This is a genomic window from Chryseobacterium sp. DZ-32, from assembly GCF_059587025.1.
The window spans coordinates 232048-252283 of record NZ_JCAIOM010000005.1 but is presented as its reverse complement, the minus strand read 5'-3'; the positions used below and the strand labels follow the sequence as shown (position 1 = coordinate 252283).

At 37.4% G+C, this 20236-nt stretch carries 22 protein-coding genes and 2 tRNA genes; 19 read left to right on the top strand and 5 right to left on the bottom strand.

The features are described from left to right. The first annotated feature begins 58 nt into the window (after positions 1-58). Both AC59HC_RS07700 and AC59HC_RS07695 read left to right on the top strand, forming a co-directional pair. Entirely contained in the window at positions 59-1057 is a 999-nt protein-coding gene (locus AC59HC_RS07700) for a GlxA family transcriptional regulator (protein WP_496558382.1), read from the top strand. Between the two features lie 102 nt (positions 1058-1159). Beyond that, a complete protein-coding gene (locus tag AC59HC_RS07695; RefSeq protein WP_496558381.1) occupies positions 1160-1798 on the top strand; it encodes a DJ-1/PfpI family protein in 639 nt (212 codons plus the stop codon). A gap of 68 nt (positions 1799-1866) precedes the next feature. On the opposite strand, the gene AC59HC_RS07690 is transcribed toward AC59HC_RS07695, so the two are convergent. Both AC59HC_RS07690 and AC59HC_RS07685 read right to left on the bottom strand, forming a co-directional pair. Then, complete coding sequence (locus AC59HC_RS07690; RefSeq protein ID WP_496558380.1) at positions 1867-2370, bottom strand: transposase; 504 nt, start codon at positions 2368-2370, stop codon at positions 1867-1869. A 14-nt stretch (positions 2371-2384) separates the two neighbouring features. After that, a complete protein-coding gene (locus AC59HC_RS07685; RefSeq protein ID WP_496558379.1) occupies positions 2385-2840 on the bottom strand; it encodes a MarR family winged helix-turn-helix transcriptional regulator in 456 nt (151 codons plus the stop codon). A 283-nt stretch (positions 2841-3123) separates the two neighbouring features. Here AC59HC_RS07685 and AC59HC_RS07680 point away from each other — a divergent pair. Next, a tRNA-Lys gene (locus AC59HC_RS07680) sits at positions 3124-3196 on the top strand. Between the two features lie 180 nt (positions 3197-3376). Here the strand turns inward: AC59HC_RS07680 and AC59HC_RS07675 are convergent. Continuing rightward, a complete protein-coding gene (locus AC59HC_RS07675) occupies positions 3377-3538 on the bottom strand; it encodes a hypothetical protein (protein WP_171006229.1) in 162 nt (53 codons plus the stop codon). 327 nt (positions 3539-3865) lie between these two features. On the opposite strand from AC59HC_RS07675, the gene AC59HC_RS07670 reads away from it, so the two are divergent. Further along, positions 3866-3938: transfer RNA gene (locus AC59HC_RS07670), tRNA-Lys, on the top strand. Between the two features lie 204 nt (positions 3939-4142). On the opposite strand, the gene AC59HC_RS07665 is transcribed toward AC59HC_RS07670, so the two are convergent. Continuing rightward, entirely contained in the window at positions 4143-4454 is a 312-nt protein-coding gene (locus tag AC59HC_RS07665; RefSeq protein ID WP_202843118.1) for a hypothetical protein, read from the bottom strand. A gap of 219 nt (positions 4455-4673) precedes the next feature. On the opposite strand from AC59HC_RS07665, the gene AC59HC_RS07660 reads away from it, so the two are divergent. The 10 genes from AC59HC_RS07660 to AC59HC_RS07615 all read left to right on the top strand — a co-directional run bounded on the left by AC59HC_RS07660 (position 4674) and on the right by AC59HC_RS07615 (position 12406). Then, positions 4674-5327 carry a MarR family winged helix-turn-helix transcriptional regulator gene (locus tag AC59HC_RS07660; protein WP_202843117.1) on the top strand — a complete coding sequence of 218 codons (654 nt, stop codon included), beginning with the start codon at positions 4674-4676 and terminating at the stop codon, positions 5325-5327. 44 nt (positions 5328-5371) lie between these two features. Further along, positions 5372-6856: a bifunctional phytoene desaturase/3,4-desaturase gene (gene crtID, locus AC59HC_RS07655; RefSeq protein ID WP_496558378.1), complete on the top strand. Its 1485-nt coding sequence runs from the start codon at positions 5372-5374 to the stop codon at positions 6854-6856. Between the two features lie 6 nt (positions 6857-6862). Further along, positions 6863-7699 carry a phytoene/squalene synthase family protein gene (locus tag AC59HC_RS07650; protein ID WP_110009706.1) on the top strand — a complete coding sequence of 279 codons (837 nt, stop codon included), beginning with the start codon at positions 6863-6865 and terminating at the stop codon, positions 7697-7699. A gap of 55 nt (positions 7700-7754) precedes the next feature. After that, on the top strand, positions 7755-8219 hold the full coding sequence (locus AC59HC_RS07645; RefSeq protein ID WP_496558377.1) for an SRPBCC family protein: 465 nt from the start codon (positions 7755-7757) through the stop codon (positions 8217-8219). Between the two features lies 1 nt (position 8220). Further along, complete coding sequence (locus tag AC59HC_RS07640) at positions 8221-8673, top strand: sterol desaturase family protein (RefSeq protein ID WP_202843109.1); 453 nt, start codon at positions 8221-8223, stop codon at positions 8671-8673. Then, positions 8670-9359 (top strand): lycopene cyclase domain-containing protein, encoded by a 690-nt coding sequence (locus AC59HC_RS07635; RefSeq protein ID WP_496558376.1) that lies wholly within the window; start codon positions 8670-8672, stop codon positions 9357-9359. Before AC59HC_RS07640 ends, AC59HC_RS07635 begins: the two co-directional genes overlap by 4 nt. Further along, positions 9349-9897, top strand: coding sequence for a lipocalin family protein (locus AC59HC_RS07630; protein ID WP_202843099.1), 549 nt, complete (start codon positions 9349-9351; stop codon positions 9895-9897). Before AC59HC_RS07635 ends, AC59HC_RS07630 begins: the two co-directional genes overlap by 11 nt. Positions 9898-9926: 29 nt before the next feature. Further along, entirely contained in the window at positions 9927-10517 is a 591-nt protein-coding gene (gene ribA, locus AC59HC_RS07625; RefSeq protein WP_496558375.1) for a GTP cyclohydrolase II, read from the top strand. A 48-nt stretch (positions 10518-10565) separates the two neighbouring features. Then, positions 10566-12002 (top strand): SDR family oxidoreductase, encoded by a 1437-nt coding sequence (locus tag AC59HC_RS07620; protein WP_496558374.1) that lies wholly within the window; start codon positions 10566-10568, stop codon positions 12000-12002. A 104-nt stretch (positions 12003-12106) separates the two neighbouring features. Continuing rightward, positions 12107-12406, top strand: coding sequence for a hypothetical protein (locus AC59HC_RS07615; protein ID WP_202843093.1), 300 nt, complete (start codon positions 12107-12109; stop codon positions 12404-12406). 122 nt (positions 12407-12528) lie between these two features. Here AC59HC_RS07615 and AC59HC_RS07610 read toward each other — a convergent pair whose 3' ends face one another. Next, the gene (locus AC59HC_RS07610) at positions 12529-13146 is read right to left on the bottom strand and encodes a Crp/Fnr family transcriptional regulator (RefSeq protein WP_496558373.1); all 618 of its coding nucleotides are present in this window, start codon (positions 13144-13146) and stop codon (positions 12529-12531) included. Positions 13147-13344: 198 nt separating this feature from the next. Here AC59HC_RS07610 and AC59HC_RS07605 point away from each other — a divergent pair, with 198 nt between their 5' ends. Genes AC59HC_RS07605 through AC59HC_RS07585 form a run of 5 tightly spaced genes read left to right on the top strand, consistent with a single transcriptional unit; the run spans position 13345 to position 20218 of the window. Next, entirely contained in the window at positions 13345-14817 is a 1473-nt protein-coding gene (locus AC59HC_RS07605; protein WP_202843091.1) for a hybrid sensor histidine kinase/response regulator, read from the top strand. A 5-nt stretch (positions 14818-14822) separates the two neighbouring features. Next, entirely contained in the window at positions 14823-18425 is a 3603-nt protein-coding gene (locus AC59HC_RS07600; RefSeq protein WP_496558372.1) for a response regulator, read from the top strand. 15 nt (positions 18426-18440) lie between these two features. Then, positions 18441-18806, top strand: a complete 366-nt coding sequence (locus AC59HC_RS07595; RefSeq protein ID WP_202843084.1) for a response regulator — start codon at positions 18441-18443, stop codon at positions 18804-18806. After that, complete coding sequence (locus AC59HC_RS07590; RefSeq protein ID WP_110009717.1) at positions 18807-19637, top strand: CheR family methyltransferase; 831 nt, start codon at positions 18807-18809, stop codon at positions 19635-19637. Positions 19638-19639: 2 nt separating this feature from the next. Then, positions 19640-20218, top strand: coding sequence for a chemotaxis protein CheB (locus AC59HC_RS07585; RefSeq protein ID WP_202843082.1), 579 nt, complete (start codon positions 19640-19642; stop codon positions 20216-20218). Positions 20219-20236 lie beyond the last annotated feature (18 nt).

Here is a 20236-nt window from a genome sequence, read left to right as displayed (position 1 = left end):
TTTTGTCATTGCAGACAAAATCCTTTCTTTCTACATTTGTACTCATACAGAACGAGATATGAAGAAAGAAGGGCGAAAAACAGGAATTAAAAATATAGTGCTTTTAGCATTGCCGGAGGTACAGCTGCTTGATATTGCCGGACCATGGGATGTTTTTACATCAGCAAACCGTTTTTTAAATGATAAACAGGATTCCGGTTATCATGTGTATCTGGTATCAGGAACTTCAGAAAAAATAATATATTCAGGTTCAGGAATGCCTTTATCATGCAGCCATACTATATATGATATTGATTTTCCTGTAGACACTTTACTGGTGGCAGGTACCACGTTGAATGTACTGGATGAGGTCAATCCGGACATTTATCACTACCTTCAAAATATAGCTCCCGGCGTGAGACGAATGGGATCTGTCTGTGTAGGAGCGTTCATCCTTGCCAAAGCGGGTCTGCTGGATGGCAAACAGGTAACGACTCACTGGAAGTTCGCAGATACTTTACAGAAATCTTATCCAAAATTGGATGTGAATATTAATCCTTTTTTTATCCGTGACAGGCCAATTTATACTTCAGGAGGTGTTTCTTCAGGGATGGATCTTGCATTGGCTCTATTGGAAGAAGACTTTGGAAAACCTTTGGCGGCCGAAGTTGCCCGTCATCTCGTCCTGTATTTAAAAAGATCCGGAGCACAGTCTCAGTTTGGAAATGCATTGCCGGAATATGAAATAATGTCTCCTTTTACAAAACAAATCCGTGATTTATTGAAAGATAAGCTTGGAGAAGCTATTACGGTGGAGTATATGGCAGAGTTCCTGAACATGAGTGCCCGTAACTTTTCCAGGGTATTTGTAAAAGAGTCAGGAATGACTCCCGGCAGATTTCTCGAAAAAATGAGGCTGGATCAGGCTAAAAATATGCTGGAATATACTGATATGAGTATCGACATGATAGCGGATAAATGCGGATTTAGCAATGCTGTTTCTCTCAGCCGCTTATTTCTTAAAAACATTTCCCTCTCTCCGGCACAGTACAGGAAGGCATTCAAGACTACAGGATAATAGCTTTTTCTTATTGATTTTACATAAAACTGGCAATCATCAATTGTCAGCAGGGAAGACCTGTGCCATGATCTGAAAATAATAATCTTAAATAATAAAATTATGAATCACGTACAAAACAGCAAGACAATGAATGTAGCATTTTTAATCTATGATCAGGTGGAAGCACTTGATCTAAATGGTCCTTTAGATGTTTTTGTTAAAGCGAATGTTCTGGAACCGGGCAGCTACAATTGCTTTACAGTTGGGAAAACAAAAGATCCGGTATATATGGAGGCAAACACAATGGCTCTTATTCCTACCTACGATATCCATACATGTCCTCAGCCGGATATGATTGTCGTTCCGGGAGCAAATCCTGAATACATTATGAAATATATTGAGGACAGGGACTTTCGGGAAACTGCCCTGAAATGGATTGAAAATCATTATGATGCGGGAATAGTAGTATTTACGGTATGCACCGGAAGTATGCTTCTGTCAGGGACAAAAATGCTTGCTGATTATGATGTTACTACGCATCATATGTTGTTGGATGCACTTGAACAGCATAATCCAGAAACCAATGTAATCAGGAATATACGGTATATTGACCAGGGCAGCCTGATAACTACGGCAGGTATCACAGCCGGGATAGATGCCGCCCTTTATCTGGTTGGAAAACATCTCGGACAGAAAACGGTGAACACGATTATAGAGATTTTTGAATATCAGAATGCAAAATCTGGAAACTTAGCGTAAAAGAGAATCTGTTGATTTGCAAATTTCGCCGATCTCTGATCGGCGAAATTTATATTTTAGATTGAGGTCTACTGACGAAAACTGAGTACTTTAATACAAAGAGGAATAAAACCAATTGACACCGCAATATAAACAGCAACCCGAATATAGTTAAGGGTTTTCCAAAGTGAAATTCTGTTTATGATTTCCTGTGAAACAGAAGAGGCGGATGCTAGGTTCTGAAACTGTATAATGTTCGGAGCAAAAAAAGCTAATGTCCAGAATCTTACAGCTGCGTGAATAATGAGTAAAATCAAAAGCCAGTTCCTTACCGGATCAATTTTCCAGCAAAAAGCAATCGCAAGGATAAAGGTTATTTCATGCAAAGAGTGAAGGATGATCCAAAAAAACTTCAGGCTTACTCCATTTCCGCCCTGAAGCAGCTTCAATGTATCGGGTGGGGAAGAAGCCCATTTGGGTACAAAGAGGAGGGTTTCGAAAATCTGTGCCCCGTTCATAAGAAAATAAAGTAATGTTGTAATGCAAAGCCATATTTCTGCACGGGTTATATAAGTAGCAGTTAAACTTTCCATGGTCGTGTATTGATTTATGGGTTATTTAAATGATCTGTTGTTTCTTTCATAAGAAGGGTGGCTTCCCTGAAATAACGTTCAATAGTTTCTATTTCCTTTTTAGAAAAAGTGGAAACGAGTTTCATGGTTTTTTGCTGCAGCTCTTCAAAAATAGGACCGAGTAATTTCATGCTGTTTTCTGTATTCGGGATGATCATTACTTTTCTGCGGTCTTCTTTAATAAACTGTCTTTTAAGAAGTTCTTTTTTCTCCAGCCGGTCAATTAAACCCGTAACAGCGCCGGTTGTAAGACCTGTCAGCTTAGATATTTCACCTGCTGTTATGGATTCGTACTGCAGAATAAGTCCCAGATATTTATGATCTGTGCTGGAAAGCCCTGCTTTTCTGGCAATGGCCTCATGCATAAAGATTGAAGCGTCAGAATAGGCTCTGCTGGCTTCACGGAAATTTTGTATATTATTTTTAGTCATTAATTAAATTATTTTATAATTATCTTAGTTGCTAAGATATTATTGTTTTTTGATTTATCAAAATAAATTTTTTGCTCAAAAAATGATATTATCCGTCAGCTACTATTAATGCTGGGAATTTGAATTAAAAAAAATAACAGCGTAATTAATTTATAAACAGGTGTTTGACTTTTTTGTTGCAAATTTTATGATAAAAAAGCTTCAAATAATTTGGATTTAATGAGGGTTTTCCTATCTTTGCAGTCCCTTAAACAAAGGGATTTACTTGAAAAAGTAAGTGGCCGACTCGGTAGCTCAGCTGGTAGAGCAATACACTTTTAATGTATGGGTCCTGGGTTCGAATCCCAGCCGGGTCACAATATTAAGATGCAAAAATAAAGCATCAGAAAAATACAAAAAAACCTGCAAATTATTTTTGCAGGTTTTTTTATTTATAGTTTTTGCTATAATGTTTCAAATGGCCGGTTATTATAAATTTGAATTAACTGATCCGTTTGATTGTTCTCGTTCTATTGCCATTGAAGTCAGCAATATCTTTACTCTTCATTTTTGGGTTTAAAATTTCTCCCGACTCCCTGGCGGAGAAATGTAATTTTTCCTTGTACTTTTTTTGCTTTTTCAAGGACTTCCAATGCTTTTGTTCTTTCGTTAACTTTGCCAGCGTGTGTTATATTGTCCTGACGTTCATTTTTTTTCATATATCAATATAGTGAATTTATTTGAAAAAAACAAATTATTGATAGTAAAGTTGTTTCAAATTTTATGAAAATAAGATTGTTTTGTTAATCGGACCACGAGAAACAAAGGGATTCACTGCATTTCTCAATTTTTTATTGAAGCCTTTTTGGTCCATTTTTGAAATTTACATTCAGAACCTCCTCAGGCGTGTGAAATTTTTGTGTCTGATATTGTAAAAGTTAGCGGAATCATAGGCATAAAATGTCCGGAAAGTATTGTAAATAAAGAAAAAGTTTCTATCTTTGCAGTCCCTTACAGAAAGGGATTTACTTGAAAAAGTAAGGGCCGACTCGGTAGCTCAGCTGGTAGAGCAATACACTTTTAATGTATGGGTCCTGGGTTCGAATCCCAGCCGGGTCACATAACAGGACAAATCATTTTTATGAATGGTTTGTCCTTTTTATTTTTCGTTATTTGTTGTCTGCCAAATGTATGTTGCAATTCGAAGCTATTCCACGATATTTTAATAATAAAAGCATCCATAACGAACATCATACAACAGATATAAATAGCAATTTTTGTTTTTATATCGGTTGTATATTGTAATGCTATTGTGGTCAATAACTACTTTTTTACATTGCCGGATCTTCCCTGCGTATTGTGCGCACTGTCTGAAACTGCTGCATTGATATTGGCTGTGCCATTACCCGTATTATTATTGCTCGTTTTTCTTCCCCCAACGTGATTTTTTGTATTAATACTGTCATTACCTGTTGTATTGTCTTGAGTATCCCTGACCGCAGATGCTGCTGTATCAGAATAATTTCTTTGCATGTTGACTGAATCGGCAACGGGGGTACTACTTGTTGTGTCCTTCTTTTTACAGGCCAAAATCATAAAACTGGCTGCTGCTATTGATAAAACTAATTTTTTCATAGGATTTTGTTTTGTGTATAGAGTGAAGCCAAATTTCGGTATTTAACCCTGACAGTGATATGAGCAGAATCATAATGGAGATCTAAAGGTGTATTACTGAAATAATGTCGTTTTTTATTACCGTTAAATGCTGTTCAAAATGTAAAAATTAAAATAAAAAACAAAAAATAGTTTATTTGTAAACTTATATAAGTATATTTGTGTACTAATTTGTTTGATATGAATTTTGAACTTATAAAATCAGTGGTAGAACTCGTTCAGCAATTTATGGAACAAAATGAAGGTAAGGCTCTATATAGCAATGATCTTCATGGTTTTACAGAATGGATCAATGCTGCTCATCAGCAGGATCTTGGAAATCCTGACTGGATAGGGAAGGAATCAGGAAGAAGCTCAGACAGTATTATAAATACTTTGCTGATCAGAATGAACAGATATGCAAAGTCTTATTCAAGATCAGCAGTAGGCAGTTCAGTTTTTTCCAGCCAGGATGACTTCATTTATCTTATCAGTTTGAAGAACATGGGAGCGATGTCAAAAATGGAGCTGATAAAACATAATGTACATGAGAAATCTTCAGGTATACTTATTATTAACCGGCTGCTCCATAATGGCTGGATTGAACAGGCAGTTTCCCCAAAAGATAAAAGAATAAAAAATATACAGATAACAGAGAAAGGGCTGGCGATACTGGATGAACATATGGAGGAAATCCGCAGGGCTTCCAGGGCTGTCGTAGGAAATCTTACCCATGCTGAACAAATGCTCCTCATTGCAGTGCTTTCCAAATTGGATGAATTTCATGATTCTTTTTACCGTATGAATCTGGAAACAAGGGATCTGCTGAACACCGTATATAAAAAGTTAAACTGATTGCGTAGTGAAAATGTCTTTAAACAACTGTTAAAAAAATGACGATGAGTACTGAAAATTCAAGAAAGAGAATAGCGGTAATAGGTTCAGGGTTCTCCGGGCTCTCTGCGGCTGCTTATGCGGCAAAGGCCGGAAATGAAGTACATGTTTTTGAAAAACATAATCAACCGGGAGGACGTGCAAGGCAATTTAAAACGGAAGAAGGCTATGTGTTTGATATGGGGCCGAGCTGGTATTGGATGCCTGATATCATTGAAGGATTTTTCAATGATTTTGACTGTAAAGCAGCTGATTATTTTAAACTGGTATCCTTAGACCCTCAGTTTGAAATGGTTTTTTCAGAAGAAAAGATTTCAGTTCCTGAAAAAAATGAAGACATCCGTGAGTTATTTGAAAATACAGAGGCCGGATCAGGTAAAAAGTATGATCAATTTATGCAGTCTGCTCAGTTTAAGTATGAGGTCGGGATGAAAGACTTTGTGACAAAACCCTGTTACAGCTGGCTGGAATTTGCTTCTTTAAAAATAGCGGGCAGTGCATTGAAGCTTGATCTTTTAAGTAATTTCAGGAAATATGTTTCAGGATATTTTTCTGATCCAAAACTCAGATCGCTGATGGAATTTCCGGTGATATTTCTGGGCGCTTCACCCCGTAATATTCCGGCACTTTACAGCCTTATGAATTATGGAGGATATGTATTGGGAACAAAATATCCTATGGGAGGTTTTTATCAGCTTGTTATGGCTATGAAGGACGTAGCCGAAAAGCAGGGAGTGACCTTTCATTTTAATCATGATGTTCAGAAGCTGAATACAGAAGACGGGAAAGTGATGTCTTTAACAGTAGGGGATAAAGACTATGAATTTGATGCAGTTATTGCTTCATCAGATTACCATCATACGGAAACATTAATTCCTAAATCTCTGAGAAACTATAATGATGCCTACTGGAAGACAAAAACCTTTGCACCTTCATGTCTGATTTATTACCTCGGCATCAAAGGAAAAATCTCTCATTTAAAACACCATACGCTATTCTTTGAAAATGAGCTTGATAACCATATAGACTGTATTTATGTTAATAAAAAATGGCCTTCCAGACCTCTTTTTTATGCATGCTGTCCTTCAAAAACAGATCCCGATGTAGCTCCGGAAGGCTGTGAAAATCTCTTTTTACTGCTGCCGCTTGCACCTGGAATACATGATGAGGAGGCTATAAGAGAAAAATACCTGAAGGAAATGCTTGAAAGAATCGAAAAACATACAGGAGAAACCGACCTTATTTCCAGGATTGAATACAAAAGAAGCTACTGTGTGAGTGATTTTATTTCGGATTATAATGCTTATCAGGGGAATGCCTACGGACTGTCCAATACTTTATCGCAGACTGCTGTTCTAAAACCTAAAATAAGAAACAAAAAGGTAAGCAATCTTTTTTATACCGGGCAGTTAACGGTTCCGGGGCCCGGAGTTCCTCCATCCGTTATCTCCGGGAAGATAGTAGCGCAAGAGGTTAATAAACTAAAATAAAATAATATGAAAAAGTTGTTTGATGAATTGTCTTACGAGGTCAGTAAGTGCACTACTCAAAAATACAGTACCAGTTTTTCATTAGGGATATTGGCTCTGAAGCCTTCTATAAGACCTGCCATTTATGCTGTTTATGGGTATGTACGCCTTGCGGATGAAATTGTTGATAGCTTTCATGGATATGATAAAGAAAAGCTATTGAAAAGATTAAAAGCAGAAACGTATGATGCATTACAGCAGGGAATATCACTCAATCCTATTTTACATTCTTTTCAGGAAACCGTGCGTCAGTATGATATCAATATTCAATTGATCGACCAGTTTCTGCACAGCATGGAAATGGATCTGCAGAAAATAGATTACAATTCAGATCTCTATAATGAATATATCTACGGCTCTGCTGAAGTAGTGGGACTCATGTGTCTGCAGATATTTACAGGAGGTGATAAGCAGCAATTTGAAAAACTTAAACCATTCGCTATGAAACTGGGTTCCGCTTTTCAAAAGGTTAATTTTTTACGTGATCTGAAAGATGATTACCAGATTTTGGGCAGAACTTATTTTCCATCATTGAATATGTCTGTCTTTGATAATACCGTTAAAGCTCAGATCGAAAAAGAAATTGAAGAAGAATTTAAAGAAGCATTGCAGGGTATCAGGAAACTTCCGGGTTCTTCTAAGTTTGGAGTGTATCTCGCATACAGGTACTATCTGTCATTATTTGAAAAGATCAAGAAAACAAGTTCGCAGCATATTTTGCAGCAAAGAATCAGGATTGCTAATTCACAGAAATTATTGGTAGCATTTAAAAGCTATATAAGATATAAATCTGCTTATTTCTGATCACTCATTTGTTTGGAAGATTCTTTAGAATTTATAAATCAATAAAAAAATAACGATGTACAGATTATATAGAGAACAACATTTGAATTGTGATATCGAGACCGCATGGAAATTCTTTTCCTCTCCTCATAATTTATCTGAAATAACACCAAAAAGCATGAATTTTGTGGTGCTTTCAGATATACAGGACGAATCTATTTTTGAAGGAATGGAAATAGATTATACCGTCTCTCCGGTATTGGGAATCCCGATGAAATGGAAAACGATTATCAGCCAGGTAAAAGAAGGCAGAAGCTTTACAGATTATCAGAAAGAAGGACCTTATAAGCATTGGAACCATTTTCATGAGTTCATTCCTGATCAGAACGGGGTATTAATGAAAGATACTGTATTTTATGAACTTCCGTTGGGGGTTCTTGGAAGGGCTGCTCATGGTTTATTTGTTAAAGAAAAGCTCAAAAACATTTTCGATTTCAGATACAGCGTTCTGAATGATCTTTTTAACCGTAAACATCATTAACATGAATTTCCTGATCGTTTTACTCGTTTTTATTTCCATGGAAGGAGCCACATGGCTTATTCATAGGTATATTATGCACGGTTTTCTGTGGAATCTGCATAAGGATCATCATGATCATAGCAACGAAGGGAAACTTGAAAGAAATGACCTGTTCTTTTTCATTTTTGCCAGCCCTGCTATTGCTTTGTTATATGCAGGAGTAAGGCAGGAATTCAATTATCTGTTTTTTGTCGGTTTAGGCATAAGCCTTTATGGAATGGCCTATTTCTTTGTTCATGATATTTTTATTCATCAGAGAGCAAAAGTTTTTACCAAAACAAAAAATCCGTATTTTCTTGCCATCAGGCGTGCCCATAAACAGCACCACAAACATTTGGGGAAAGAAAAAGGAGAGTGCTTCGGATTTTTGTGGGTTCCTATGATTTATTTTAAAATGTATTTCAATAAAAAATGATGCAATACACTTACATACTGATCAATTTTTTCACCGTCATCATCTGCTTTTTGGCTTCTTTTGACCGTAGGATACAGTTTAATAAGCTTTTCCTGAAGTTTTTCCTGTCGTCCACTATTGTAGCAGTTCCTTTTATACTATGGGATATATGGTTCACCGCAAAAGGAGTGTGGTGGTTTGATTACCGTTACACATTAGGATTTAAAATGGCAGGCCTTCCCCTGGAAGAATGGCTGTTCTTTTACTGTATTCCTTTTGCCTGTGTTTTTACATACTACTGCCTGGAAAAATTTTTTACATTCAATCGGGCAGACCTCTTTAATAATCTGATTGTTTTTACCTCAGTTATTGTTCTCAGTGTTGTGGGACTTCTTTACTACGACAGGATCTATACTTTGCTGACCGTTATTGTAACAGTGCTTACCCTTTCTTACCTGCATTTTATTGCCAAAAAAGAATGGATCGGTAAAGCAAGTTTTGTATATCTGGTTTTGTTGCCCGGATTTTTTGCAGTGAATGGAATCCTGACGGGATCTTTTATTCCGTCCCCTGTTGTGAACTACAATCCTGGTGACTTTTTAGGCGTCAGAATGGGGACTATTCCTGTTGAAGATGCTGTCTATGGTTACAGTCAGTTTTTACTCAATATTTACTTCTTTAAAAAAATAACTAAAAATGAAAAATAGAATCATTCTTACATTATTACTAAGCTTAGGGCTGTTAAACAGCTTGACTTCCTGTTCTTCCATGCCCGAAAAAGCGCAGCCTGTTGATCAGTTTGATGTGAACCGGTATTTGGGGACATGGTACGAGATTGCCAGATTTGATTATCGCTTTGAAAAAGACCTTGACAATGCAATCGCCCAGTATAGCCTTACTGAAGACGGAAATGTAAACGTAGTCAACAGCGGATATAATTTTAAAAAGGATAAATGGGTTTCCGCCAATGGTACTGCTAAATTCAGAGGAGAAAAAAATGTGGCAGCTCTGAAAGTGAGTTTTTTCGGACCTTTTTATGCCGGGTATAATGTAGTTGCTCTTGAAGAGTACAAATATGCACTGATTGCAGGAAAAAATCTGGATTATCTCTGGATTCTTTCCCGTGAAAAAACCATTCCTGAAAATATAAAGCAGAAATTTATCAGCAAGGCGCAGGAAATAGGGTATGATACCTCTAAGCTCATCTGGGTGAAGCAGGATAAGAAAAGTCCTTTTGATAAATAAATTCTCAAATTTAATTAAAATCGAAACGTATGCTTACAATACAGGCGCAATCAAAAATACCCACAGATTACGGACTATTCACTATATATGCATTCTCGGAAAATGAAAAAGACTGGAGTCCGCATTTGGTTCTGGTAGCAGAAAATACAGATTATGATAAGACTGTTAATGTCCGCTTTCATTCTGAGTGCATTACCGGAGAAGTTTTTCATTCTAAAAAATGTGAATGCGGTCAGCAGCTTGATGCAGCGATGAAATATATGTCTGAAAAAGGAGGAATGATTGTTTATCTCCGTCAGGAGGGAAGAAATATTGGGATCATCAATAAGCTGAAAGCATATGCACTTCAGGAACAAGGATTAGATACTGTTGAAGCTAATCTCAGACTTGGTTTGCCTGCTGACGGAAGAAATTTTGATGTTGCCGTGGAAATGCTGAATCTGCTGGATGTTAAGGAAATCAATCTGTTAACCAATAATCCTGATAAGATTAAATCTGTTGAGAACAGCAGCATCATTCTCAAAAGCAGGATTCCTTTGGAAATTGACTCCAATGAGATCAATGCAGGCTATCTTGTTAAAAAGAAAGACTATTTTGGTCATTTTTTAGAAAAAATATAATGGACTCAAACAGGCGGAATATTTATTGATCTGTTTAATGCAATAATTATGGAAAAAATACTGCTTACAGGAGCAACCGGCTATATCGGTAAAAGAATGATCAGTGTGATTGCCGCACAGGGATATAAAGTCGTTTGCTGCTGCAGGGATACAGGTCGTTTTACAAGAGATATGGATATCGACGACCAGCTCATTGAAGTTATTGAAGTTGATTTTCTAAAGCCGGAAACACTTAAAAATATTCCCGAAGATATTGCAGGTGCTTACTATCTGATGCATTCCATGAGCAATACTGCTGATTATGAAGACTCGGAAAAAAACTGTGCCGCCAACTTTTCCGGTTATATTGAGAAGACGCAATGTAAACATATTGTCTATCTTTCGGGGCTGGTGAATGAAAAAGAACTGTCAAAACATTTGAATTCAAGGTACGAAGTTGAAAAAATTCTGATGGAATGCAGGGTTCCCGCAACAGTTCTTCGCGCAGGAATTATCATTGGGTCAGGAAGTGCATCATTTGAAATTATAAGGGATCTTGTTGAAAAACTGCCTGTCATGGTGGCTCCCAAATGGCTGTATACACAATCTCAGCCAATAGGAATTGCCAACGTGCTCGATTTCCTGATTTTTGTTTTGTTTAAAGAAGCTGCTTATCAGAAAAATTTTGACATTGGATGTGATGATGTGCTGACTTACAAAGACATGCTGTTGCAGTTTGCACAAGTAAGAGGCCTTAAAAGAAAGATTTTTACACTACCTGTAATGACGCCCAGACTGTCTTCGTACTGGCTCTATTTTATTACTTCAACCTCTTATAACCTGGCCAAAGCTTTGGTTGGAAGCATGAAGGTAGAGGTGGTCTGCCGTCCCGAAAGTCTTGCTGAGATCAAATTAATTACCGGTGTGCAGCCGTTTTCATATGACACAGCACTGAAGAGAACTCTTGCAAAAATTCAGGCCAATGAAATCATTTCCAGCTGGAAAGACAGTTTCATCAGCAGCCGTCATGATTCAACCTTGAAAGAATACCAGGATGTACCGAAATACGGTTGTTTTACGGACCTCCGGAGTGAAGAGTATGATGACAGGGAAGCCTGTATGAGCCGGGTCTTTCAGTTGGGAGGCGAGCATGGATGGTATGGGCAGAATCTTTGGAAAATAAGAGGCCTTTTTGATAAACTTGTTGGTGGTCCTGGACTGAGAAGAGGGCGCAGGCATCCTTCAGACCTTAAAGATGGAGATGCATTAGACTTCTGGCGGGTTTTATATGCTGACCGTAAAGAAGGCAAGCTTATATTATTGGCTGAGATGAAACTGCCCGGAGAAGCCTGGCTGATGTTTAAAATTTACAGAAATAAGATCTGGCAAAAAGCTGTATTTCGTCCAAAAGGCCTTTGGGGAAGATTATATTGGTTCATGGTGCTGCCATTTCATGGTTTTATATTCAAAGGAATGATCAGGACCCTCAGTGGAAAGAAAAAATAAAGTTCTTTCATTTTTAATTTTAAGAATATTTTAACATAATGTCTGTTTTTTAGGCATGAACATTGTTTATTTATATACCAAATACCTAAATATTATATTATATTATGAATAATTCAGATTACAACAAAGCAGAAAATGCAGTAGACCAAACAGAAAACTCATTAAAAAATGCAGCTGATAATGCAAAATGGAAAATCAGTGAATTAGCGGATAAAGCTAAAGATTATATCAATGAAAAAAGAAATAATGATCAGGAAGCAACTCAGGAAGACTGGTTGGACAGAGTAAAATCAAACGTCTCAGATGCGTGGGAAGATATCAAGGATAAGGCAGATGAAGCATGGGAAAGCACGAAGGATGCCGCTGAAGATGTGAAGGCAGAATGGAGGAAAAAAACAAATTAAGGTTAGTTTAAAACAGATGGCCAGAATTTTTAAATTCCGGCCATCTGTTTTGTTTTATGGTTTATTTATAATCTATATTTAAAGAAATAAGATGAGTTTATGATAATGCAATCAATATACAGTTAGTATAAAATCCTGCGCCCCTCAAGTTTTATTATTTTATTATTCACCATTTTTTTTATCGTTCTGATGACGGTTTCAACCCTCAGCCCTGTAAGATCAGCAATTTGCTGACGGGTAAGTTCTATAGGAAAACAGTGCTGGCAGTCTCCGTCATGGTAGCTTTTCAGATAATCCATTACACCTTTCAGCCGTTGAATGGGATCTGCTAATGCCAGATTGCGGACCATTAAATTATTATAATACAGTCTTTGTGATAAACACATGTTCATATCCAGGGAAATATCCGGATTACTTTTAAGCATTTGCATAAAATTATATTTAGGCATTCTTATAATTTCTGTGATCTGTAAGCTGATGGCATTGGTAGGATATACTTTTTCAATAAAAAGAAGCGGATCTCCAAAACTTTGATTTTTACCTAATATATTATGAATAAATTCTTTTCCATTTTCAGTAAAGGTGTTCAGCTTTACTTTTCCGCTGATAATCTGAAAATAATATTGTGAATAATCACCTTCTTTGAAAATAAACTCTTTAGCCTTATAGATGACTTTTTCACCCCCGAACGAGTAAAGGATCTCCTGATCGATATTCATACAGCTTATTGTTTTTTTCATAATTATGGTTTTTCTGAAAATTAGAGAGAATCTTTAAAAATATTGTAAATAATTTCAATCATTATGCCATTGCTGTTTTTCTTAAAAAATGTGGTACGAAATCCTTATGCATAAACCTTTAAAAATTACTGTTTTTTCAAATATTGTGAGTATTTTTGAAGCTAAAGTATCCGTAACTAATTATTGATTTTAACTTCTATGATTTTAATTGTTGATGACAACCAAAGTAATCTTTATTCGCTTCAAAAATTACTTGAATCTAAAGATTTCCAGGTTGAAACGGCCAGCTCCGGTGAAGAGGCTCTCGGCAAAGCATTGAAAAATGACTATGCCTTAATTATTTTAGATGTTCAGATGCCTGATATGGATGGCTTTGAAGTTGCAGAAACTCTTGCAGACTACAGTAAAACCAAAGATGTTCCTATTATATTTTTATCCGCTGTTAATACCGATAAAAAATTCATTACCCAAGGTTACGCTTCTGGTGGTAAAGATTACGTAACCAAGCCCGTGGATCCTGAAATTCTTCTGCTTAAAGTGAAAACTTTTTATAATCTCCAGGAGCAGAATATTGCTATGAAAAAAACACAGCAGAATCTGGAACTGGAAGTAAAAGGAAGACGGGAATCTCAGGTGACCATGAAATCCCAGATAGACCATTTTCATCTTATGCTGGAGTCTCTTCCACAGATTGCATTTACTCTGAATGAAGAAGGTGCAGTTGATTTTGTTAATGGTAAGTGGTACCAATATTCAGACAATGAACAGGATTTTCCGGAAACACACCCTGATGATCATAAGATCAGCGAAGAACTGGAAAGATGCAGAAAAAAAGGAAAAGCTCTTGAATTGGAGATCAGAATTAAAAATGTTATTTCGGGCCATTACCGTTATCATTTGCTTAGGGTAACCCCTGTATATGATGAACACCGTATTAAAAACTGGGTAGGAACATTTACCGATATTGACGATCAGAAAAAAGTGGAAAAAGAAAAAGATGAATTCTTAAGTATTGCAAGCCACGAATTAAAAACCCCTTTAACCAGTATTAAAGCCTATGTTCAGCTATTGGAAAGAAAGCTGAAATTAGATAAAGACAGCTCCGAAGCAGGATTTGTTACAAAAGTCCAGAGCCAGATTGAAAAGCTGAATACACTCATCACGGATCTTCTTGATGTTTCAAAAATTGAAAACGGAAAACTGAAAATCAATAAAAAGCCGGTGAATCTGGAAAATGTGATCAGTAATGCCATTGAAACCATAAAACAAACCCATGAACGGCAGGTGAAAATTGAACGCCATGGGGTAAAACCTGATATTTTAATTCCCCTGGATGAAATCCGTATCGAGCAGGTGCTGATTAATTTCCTGACCAATGCGATCAAATATTCCCCTCATAATAACCAGGTGATTGTAACCACCTTTGTGGATGAAGAAGCTCAGGAGGTGAGAGTGAATGTTACAGATTTTGGAATCGGAATTCCTGACTTTAAACAGGAGGCCGTATTCAAGAAGTTCTATCGTGTGGAAGAATCTTCACTGCAGTTCCAGGGAATGGGAATCGGTCTGTTTATATGCTCTGAAATCATCAAACAGCACCACGGAAGTGTTGGTGTTTCCAGTATTGTAGATGAAGGATCTACGTTTTATTTTACCTTACCATTAAATTAATTTTCATGCCGAAAAAAATTATACGAAATCTCCAGTTTGGAATAGGTCTTTCGCTTTTGATATTGATAGCCAGTTCGATAGCTTCATACTGGAGTATTCAGAATCAAATGAATCACCGTGAGAGTCTTTCCAAAAGCAGGCGTTCTGTAACAGCTGTTAAGGATGTTCTGGTAGCCTTGCTGGATGCTGAAACAGGAAACAGGGGCTATCAGCTGACCGGAAGAGAAGATTTTCTCGAACCCTATAAACGCGGATTAAGAGAATACTCCAAAGCGCTGGTGCTTGCAGAATCATTGGGATTGAAGGATAAAAACCAACAGGAAAGACTTGCCGGATTAAAAGTAGCGGTGAGCCAGGTGATGGATAACCTGAAAAATCTTGTGGAAAACAGACGGAAGGGTATTGTGATGACCCAGCAGCAAATCGTTACCGGTAAAGCTTATATGGACGAGTGCCGTAAAATTGTAAAAGATTTTGTGCAGTATGAAGAGAGCCAGGTTGAAATCAAAAACAAAGATTTAACACGCTCATCAGAAACGACCGTTCTTTTTATTGTTTTTTCTGCGCTGGCTGCGGTAGTTGTGACCACATTTTTCTATTTTAAAATGAGGGCAGATCTCATCAGAAGAGATGAGCTGGAAAAAATGCTGAGGGATAAAGATCAGGAAATGACGCGCCGTGTAAGTGCCATTCAAAAAATTGCAAACAGAGTAGCCAATGGTGATTACAGTGAGAAAGCTGTGGATAATGCAGAGGATGATCTCGGAGATCTTGTAGAATCATTGAACCACATGACCGAATCTCTTAAAACATCTTTTGAAAAAATTAATAAAAGCGACTGGCGCCAGAAAGGTCTTGCTTTACTGAATGAGTCCCTTGTCGGAAATAAATCAGTAAAAGAAGTTGCCGGCAGGGCTTTACATCAGTTGATTGAATACGGAAACTGTATCAACGGTTCATTATATCTTTTTGACGAAGGTGTCCTGAAGCTCAACAAAGCATTTGGTCTGGAAGCCAATATGAAACAGACTTTTGAGCCGGGTGAAGGAATGGTGGGGCAGGCTTTTATGAATGCTAAAACACAGGTGTACAATAATCTTCATGAAGATGATTTTGTAGTAACCTTTGCGAGCAGTACCATTAAGATCTATGGCATCATTCTGATACCTGTTTTTGCAGACGGCCATGCCATAGGAGTCCTGGAATTAGGATCTACCTCTAATTTTGAAGAAGACAGAATCAGCTATTTTGAAGAGTGCTGCATCAATATAGGAATAGCCCTGAATGCGGCAAAAGGAAGAGAAAAAGAACAGCAGCTGCTGGAAGAAACCCAGGCACAGTCTGAAGAATTACAGGTACAGCATTCTGAGCTTGAAAACCTCAATACTGAACTGGAAGCACAAACGCAGAAGCTTCAGGCTTCAGAAGAAGAATTGAAGGTACAGCAGGAAGAGCTGATGCAGGCCAATGCCGAATTGGAGGAACGCTCACGATTGCTCGAAGAAAAGAATCATTTAATTGCTGAACGTAATAATGAGATTCAGAAAAAAGTAGAGGAACTGGCACTCAGCACCAAATACAAGTCTGAATTTTTAGCCAATATGTCTCATGAACTTCGTACACCGCTTAATTCAATCCTTCTGTTATCGCGGTTAATGGCAGAAAATCCGGATGAAAACCTTAACGAAGACCAGGTGGAATCTGCTAAAGTTATTCAAAGTTCAGGAACAAGCTTATTAACATTAATAGATGAGATTCTTGACCTGGCCAAAATAGAATCCGGTAAAATGACTCTGGAATATCAGGAAGTGGTTATTGAAGAAATTGTAAAAGATCTGAAGAGCCTGTTTAATCCTGTATTTCAGGAAAAAGCCCTTCCTTTCAATATCGAAATTGATTCGGACGTGAAGCCCGTTATTGAAAGCGACCGCCTCCGCATAGATCAGGTATTAAGAAACCTGCTGTCCAATGCTTTAAAGTTTACAACAAAAGGAAGCATCAGTTTATTGATTAAAAAACATTCTGAAAAACCTGATTTTATTATATTTTCAGTAAAAGATACCGGTGTCGGAATAGCTGAGGATAAGCAGAAAATTATCTTTGAAGCATTTCAGCAGGCTGACGGATCTACAAAAAGAAAATTTGGAGGTACAGGTCTGGGACTTTCAATAAGCCGTGAAATTGCAAGACTTTTAGGAGGTGAGCTTGTTCTGGAAAGTGAACTCAATAAAGGAAGTGAATTCAGCTTTATTATTCCTGTACATCAGGTAACTGAAATTGTTCATTCCGAAACGGATCAGGATCTGGTGGAAATTATACGGGAAGATGTTGAAGAAATTCAGAATATCCTTGATGAAGGAGAAACTGTTAAAACGAACACATTGGAAATTCCTGAAGATGTGGAGGACGACAGAGAGAATATTCAGAAAGGGGACAAAATCATCCTTATCATTGAAGATGATACCAATTTTGCAAAAGCTCTATTGAAATATGCCCGCTTACAGAACTATAAAGGGGTAGTGGTCGTAAGAGGAGATTATGGTCTTTCGGCGGCTCAGAAATATCATCCTCACGCCATTTTACTGGATATTCAGCTTCCTGTAAAAGATGGCTGGGAAGTCATGGACGAGTTGAAGTCTGATCCTCAGGTAAAACACATTCCGGTACATATGATGTCTGCGCTGCATGTGAAAAAAGAAAGCCTGTTGAAAGGAGCGGTAGACTTTATCAATAAGCCTGTGGCTCTGGATAAAATGACGGATGTATTCAGGAAAATTGAAGAGGCATTACAAAAAGGGCCTCAAAAAGTTTTAATTGTTGAAGAAAATGCCAAACATGCCAGCGCATTGTCTTATTTCCTGAGTAATTTTAATATTTCCTTATCAGTGGAACATAATGTGGAGGATAGTGTAAAAGCACTTACTTCAGACCTTGTCGACTGTGTAATTCTGGATATCGGAAGCACGAAAGCCAATGATTATCACGTCATAGAATCAATCAAAAGCTATGAGGGACTGGAAAATCTACCGATCATTATTTTTACGGAACATCATTTATCCAAAGAAGAAGAACTGAAAATAAAGCAATATGCAGATTCTATTGTCGTAAAAACTGCACATTCCTATCAAAGAGTTTTAGATGAGGTTGGTTTATTCTTACATTTGGTGGAAGAAAAAAACAGTTCGGCCGAAGGTAATACAGGCAGAATGCTGGGTTCTTTAACAGAAGTGCTGAGTGGTAAAAAAGTACTCATTACTGATGATGATGTCCGCAATATTTTTTCTTTAACCAAAGCACTGGAAAAATATAAAGTTGAGGTCATTGTAGCGATGGATGGAAAACATGCTTTGGAGCAAATCAGCCACAATCCGGATGTAGATGTTATTCTGATGGATATGATGATGCCGGAAATGGATGGCTATGAAACAATTAAGGAAATAAGAAAAATGCCGGCATTTAAAAGACTGCCTATTATAGCTATTACCGCTAAATCAATGATTGGAGAAAGGGAGAAATGTATTACAGCAGGAGCTTCAGACTATATTTCAAAACCTGTCGATATAGATCAGCTATTATCACTCCTTCGTGTTTGGTTGTATGAAAGTTAAACAGATAAAATTCTGATGAATAAGAAAATTTTAATCGTGGATGATGACCCACGCAATATATTTGCTTTAAAACTAACTCTTAAAGCCCGTGGATACACAGTAGAATCATGTACAATGGCACAGGATGCCCTGGAAATGATGAAGTCTGATCCTCTGTTTTCCGTTGTTCTTATGGACATGATGATGCCTGGCATAGACGGATATGAAGCTGTAAAAATGATAAGGGATACTCAGGAAATCAAACATGTTCCGGTGATTGCTGTCACCGCACAGGCAATGCCCGAAGACCGCCAGAAATGTCTGGAAGCCGGAGCTGATGATTACGTAACAAAACCCATTGATGTGGATCTTTTAATAACGGCAATAGAAAAACTTTCATAGATGCTGGAACCAAGTATCATAAAAGATGAAGAAGTAGAATATCTCATTAGAGATGTGTATGACAGGTATGGCTATGACTTTTCAGGTTATAGCAGGGCTTCATTTAAAAGAAGAGTTAACCGTATATGTCTTTTAGACAGGTTTACCAGTTTTGCAGAGCTCAGATACACTGTGATGAATGATACAGAGTACTTAAAACGTTTTGTAGAAGAAGTTACAGTAAATGTTACGGAAATGTTCCGGGATCCTTCCTTTTTTAAAGCACTGCGGGATAATATATTGCCTCAGTTGGGAACCTATCCGCTCATCAGGGTCTGGATTGCAGGATGTTCAACAGGTGAAGAAGCATATTCTATAGCCATTCTGCTGAAAGAAGCCGGTCTTTACAGTAAGTCTCTGATTTATGGAACCGATTTGAACCCCGCTGTTCTTGAAACAGCCAGAGCAGGTATTTTCCCTTTGCAGCAGATGAAACTGTATTCGGAAAATTACATGCTTTCAGGCGGATTAAAAGACTTTTCGGATTATTATACTGCCAATTATGATAGTGTAAGATTTGATAAAAGCTTACAGGAAAAACTGATTTTATCAACACATAACCTTGTGTCAGACAGCTCTTTCAATAGTTTTCAGCTGATTGTGTGCAGGAATGTACTGATTTATTTCGACAGAGAACTTCAGGAAAGGGTATTCAGACTTTTTGATAACAGCCTGGAAAATTTAGGTTTTCTCGCATTGGGAGCAAAAGAAACTCTTCGGTTTTCTGCTATCGACAAAAATTACCATCAGGTTGAAGATCAGAAAATCTGGAAAAAAATTGATCACCACTAGTAATGAGCGGAATGAAATCACAGACCAATACAGAATTAATCGTTATCGGCGGATCAGCAGGAAGTTTGCAGGTCATCATAGAAATGATCAAAAACCTGGGTAATACCATCCCTGCTCCCATTGTACTGGTGATGCATCGTAAAGCTCAATCGGGAGATATTCTGCGCACTTTACTGCAGCAGTTTACCAGAATACCTGTCATAGAGGTTGAAGATAAAACGGAGGTTGCTGGTAACACCATATATATTGTTCCCGCAGACTATCATTTGTTGTTTGAGAATATGCAATGGATGTCATTGGACAGCTCGGAAAAAATGAATTATTCCCGTCCCTCTATAGATGTTACTTTCAGGTCTGCAGCAGAAATTTATGGGGAAAATCTGATCGGTATCCTTTTATCGGGAGCTAATGCCGATGGAGTAGAAGGCTTAAGTTATATTAAAAAAAATAACGGGCAGGTATGGATTCAGGATCCGGAAACAGCAGAAGTGGAATTTATGCCGAAACATGCCATAGAAGAAATTGAATATGATTTAATTATCACGCCCGCCGGTTTAGCGGATTATATAAAACAATTATAATATTTCAGAATAGAATAA

Coding starts and splice junctions, on each gene's coding strand:
- AC59HC_RS07700 (WP_496558382.1), top strand. CDS start 59: ATGAAGAAAGAAGGGCGAAAAACAGGAATTAAAAATATAGTGCTTTTA.
- AC59HC_RS07695 (WP_496558381.1), top strand. CDS start 1,160: ATGAATCACGTACAAAACAGCAAGACAATGAATGTAGCATTTTTAATC.
- AC59HC_RS07690 (WP_496558380.1), bottom strand. CDS start 2,370: ATGGAAAGTTTAACTGCTACTTATATAACCCGTGCAGAAATATGGCTT.
- AC59HC_RS07685 (WP_496558379.1), bottom strand. CDS start 2,840: ATGACTAAAAATAATATACAAAATTTCCGTGAAGCCAGCAGAGCCTAT.
- AC59HC_RS07675 (WP_171006229.1), bottom strand. CDS start 3,538: ATGAAAAAAAATGAACGTCAGGACAATATAACACACGCTGGCAAAGTT.
- AC59HC_RS07665 (WP_202843118.1), bottom strand. CDS start 4,454: ATGAAAAAATTAGTTTTATCAATAGCAGCAGCCAGTTTTATGATTTTG.
- AC59HC_RS07660 (WP_202843117.1), top strand. CDS start 4,674: ATGAATTTTGAACTTATAAAATCAGTGGTAGAACTCGTTCAGCAATTT.
- crtID (WP_496558378.1), top strand. CDS start 5,372: ATGAGTACTGAAAATTCAAGAAAGAGAATAGCGGTAATAGGTTCAGGG.
- AC59HC_RS07650 (WP_110009706.1), top strand. CDS start 6,863: ATGAAAAAGTTGTTTGATGAATTGTCTTACGAGGTCAGTAAGTGCACT.
- AC59HC_RS07645 (WP_496558377.1), top strand. CDS start 7,755: ATGTACAGATTATATAGAGAACAACATTTGAATTGTGATATCGAGACC.
- AC59HC_RS07640 (WP_202843109.1), top strand. CDS start 8,221: ATGAATTTCCTGATCGTTTTACTCGTTTTTATTTCCATGGAAGGAGCC.
- AC59HC_RS07635 (WP_496558376.1), top strand. CDS start 8,670: ATGATGCAATACACTTACATACTGATCAATTTTTTCACCGTCATCATC.
- AC59HC_RS07630 (WP_202843099.1), top strand. CDS start 9,349: ATGAAAAATAGAATCATTCTTACATTATTACTAAGCTTAGGGCTGTTA.
- ribA (WP_496558375.1), top strand. CDS start 9,927: ATGCTTACAATACAGGCGCAATCAAAAATACCCACAGATTACGGACTA.
- AC59HC_RS07620 (WP_496558374.1), top strand. CDS start 10,566: ATGGAAAAAATACTGCTTACAGGAGCAACCGGCTATATCGGTAAAAGA.
- AC59HC_RS07615 (WP_202843093.1), top strand. CDS start 12,107: ATGAATAATTCAGATTACAACAAAGCAGAAAATGCAGTAGACCAAACA.
- AC59HC_RS07610 (WP_496558373.1), bottom strand. CDS start 13,146: ATGAAAAAAACAATAAGCTGTATGAATATCGATCAGGAGATCCTTTAC.
- AC59HC_RS07605 (WP_202843091.1), top strand. CDS start 13,345: ATGATTTTAATTGTTGATGACAACCAAAGTAATCTTTATTCGCTTCAA.
- AC59HC_RS07600 (WP_496558372.1), top strand. CDS start 14,823: ATGCCGAAAAAAATTATACGAAATCTCCAGTTTGGAATAGGTCTTTCG.
- AC59HC_RS07595 (WP_202843084.1), top strand. CDS start 18,441: ATGAATAAGAAAATTTTAATCGTGGATGATGACCCACGCAATATATTT.
- AC59HC_RS07590 (WP_110009717.1), top strand. CDS start 18,807: ATGCTGGAACCAAGTATCATAAAAGATGAAGAAGTAGAATATCTCATT.
- AC59HC_RS07585 (WP_202843082.1), top strand. CDS start 19,640: ATGAGCGGAATGAAATCACAGACCAATACAGAATTAATCGTTATCGGC.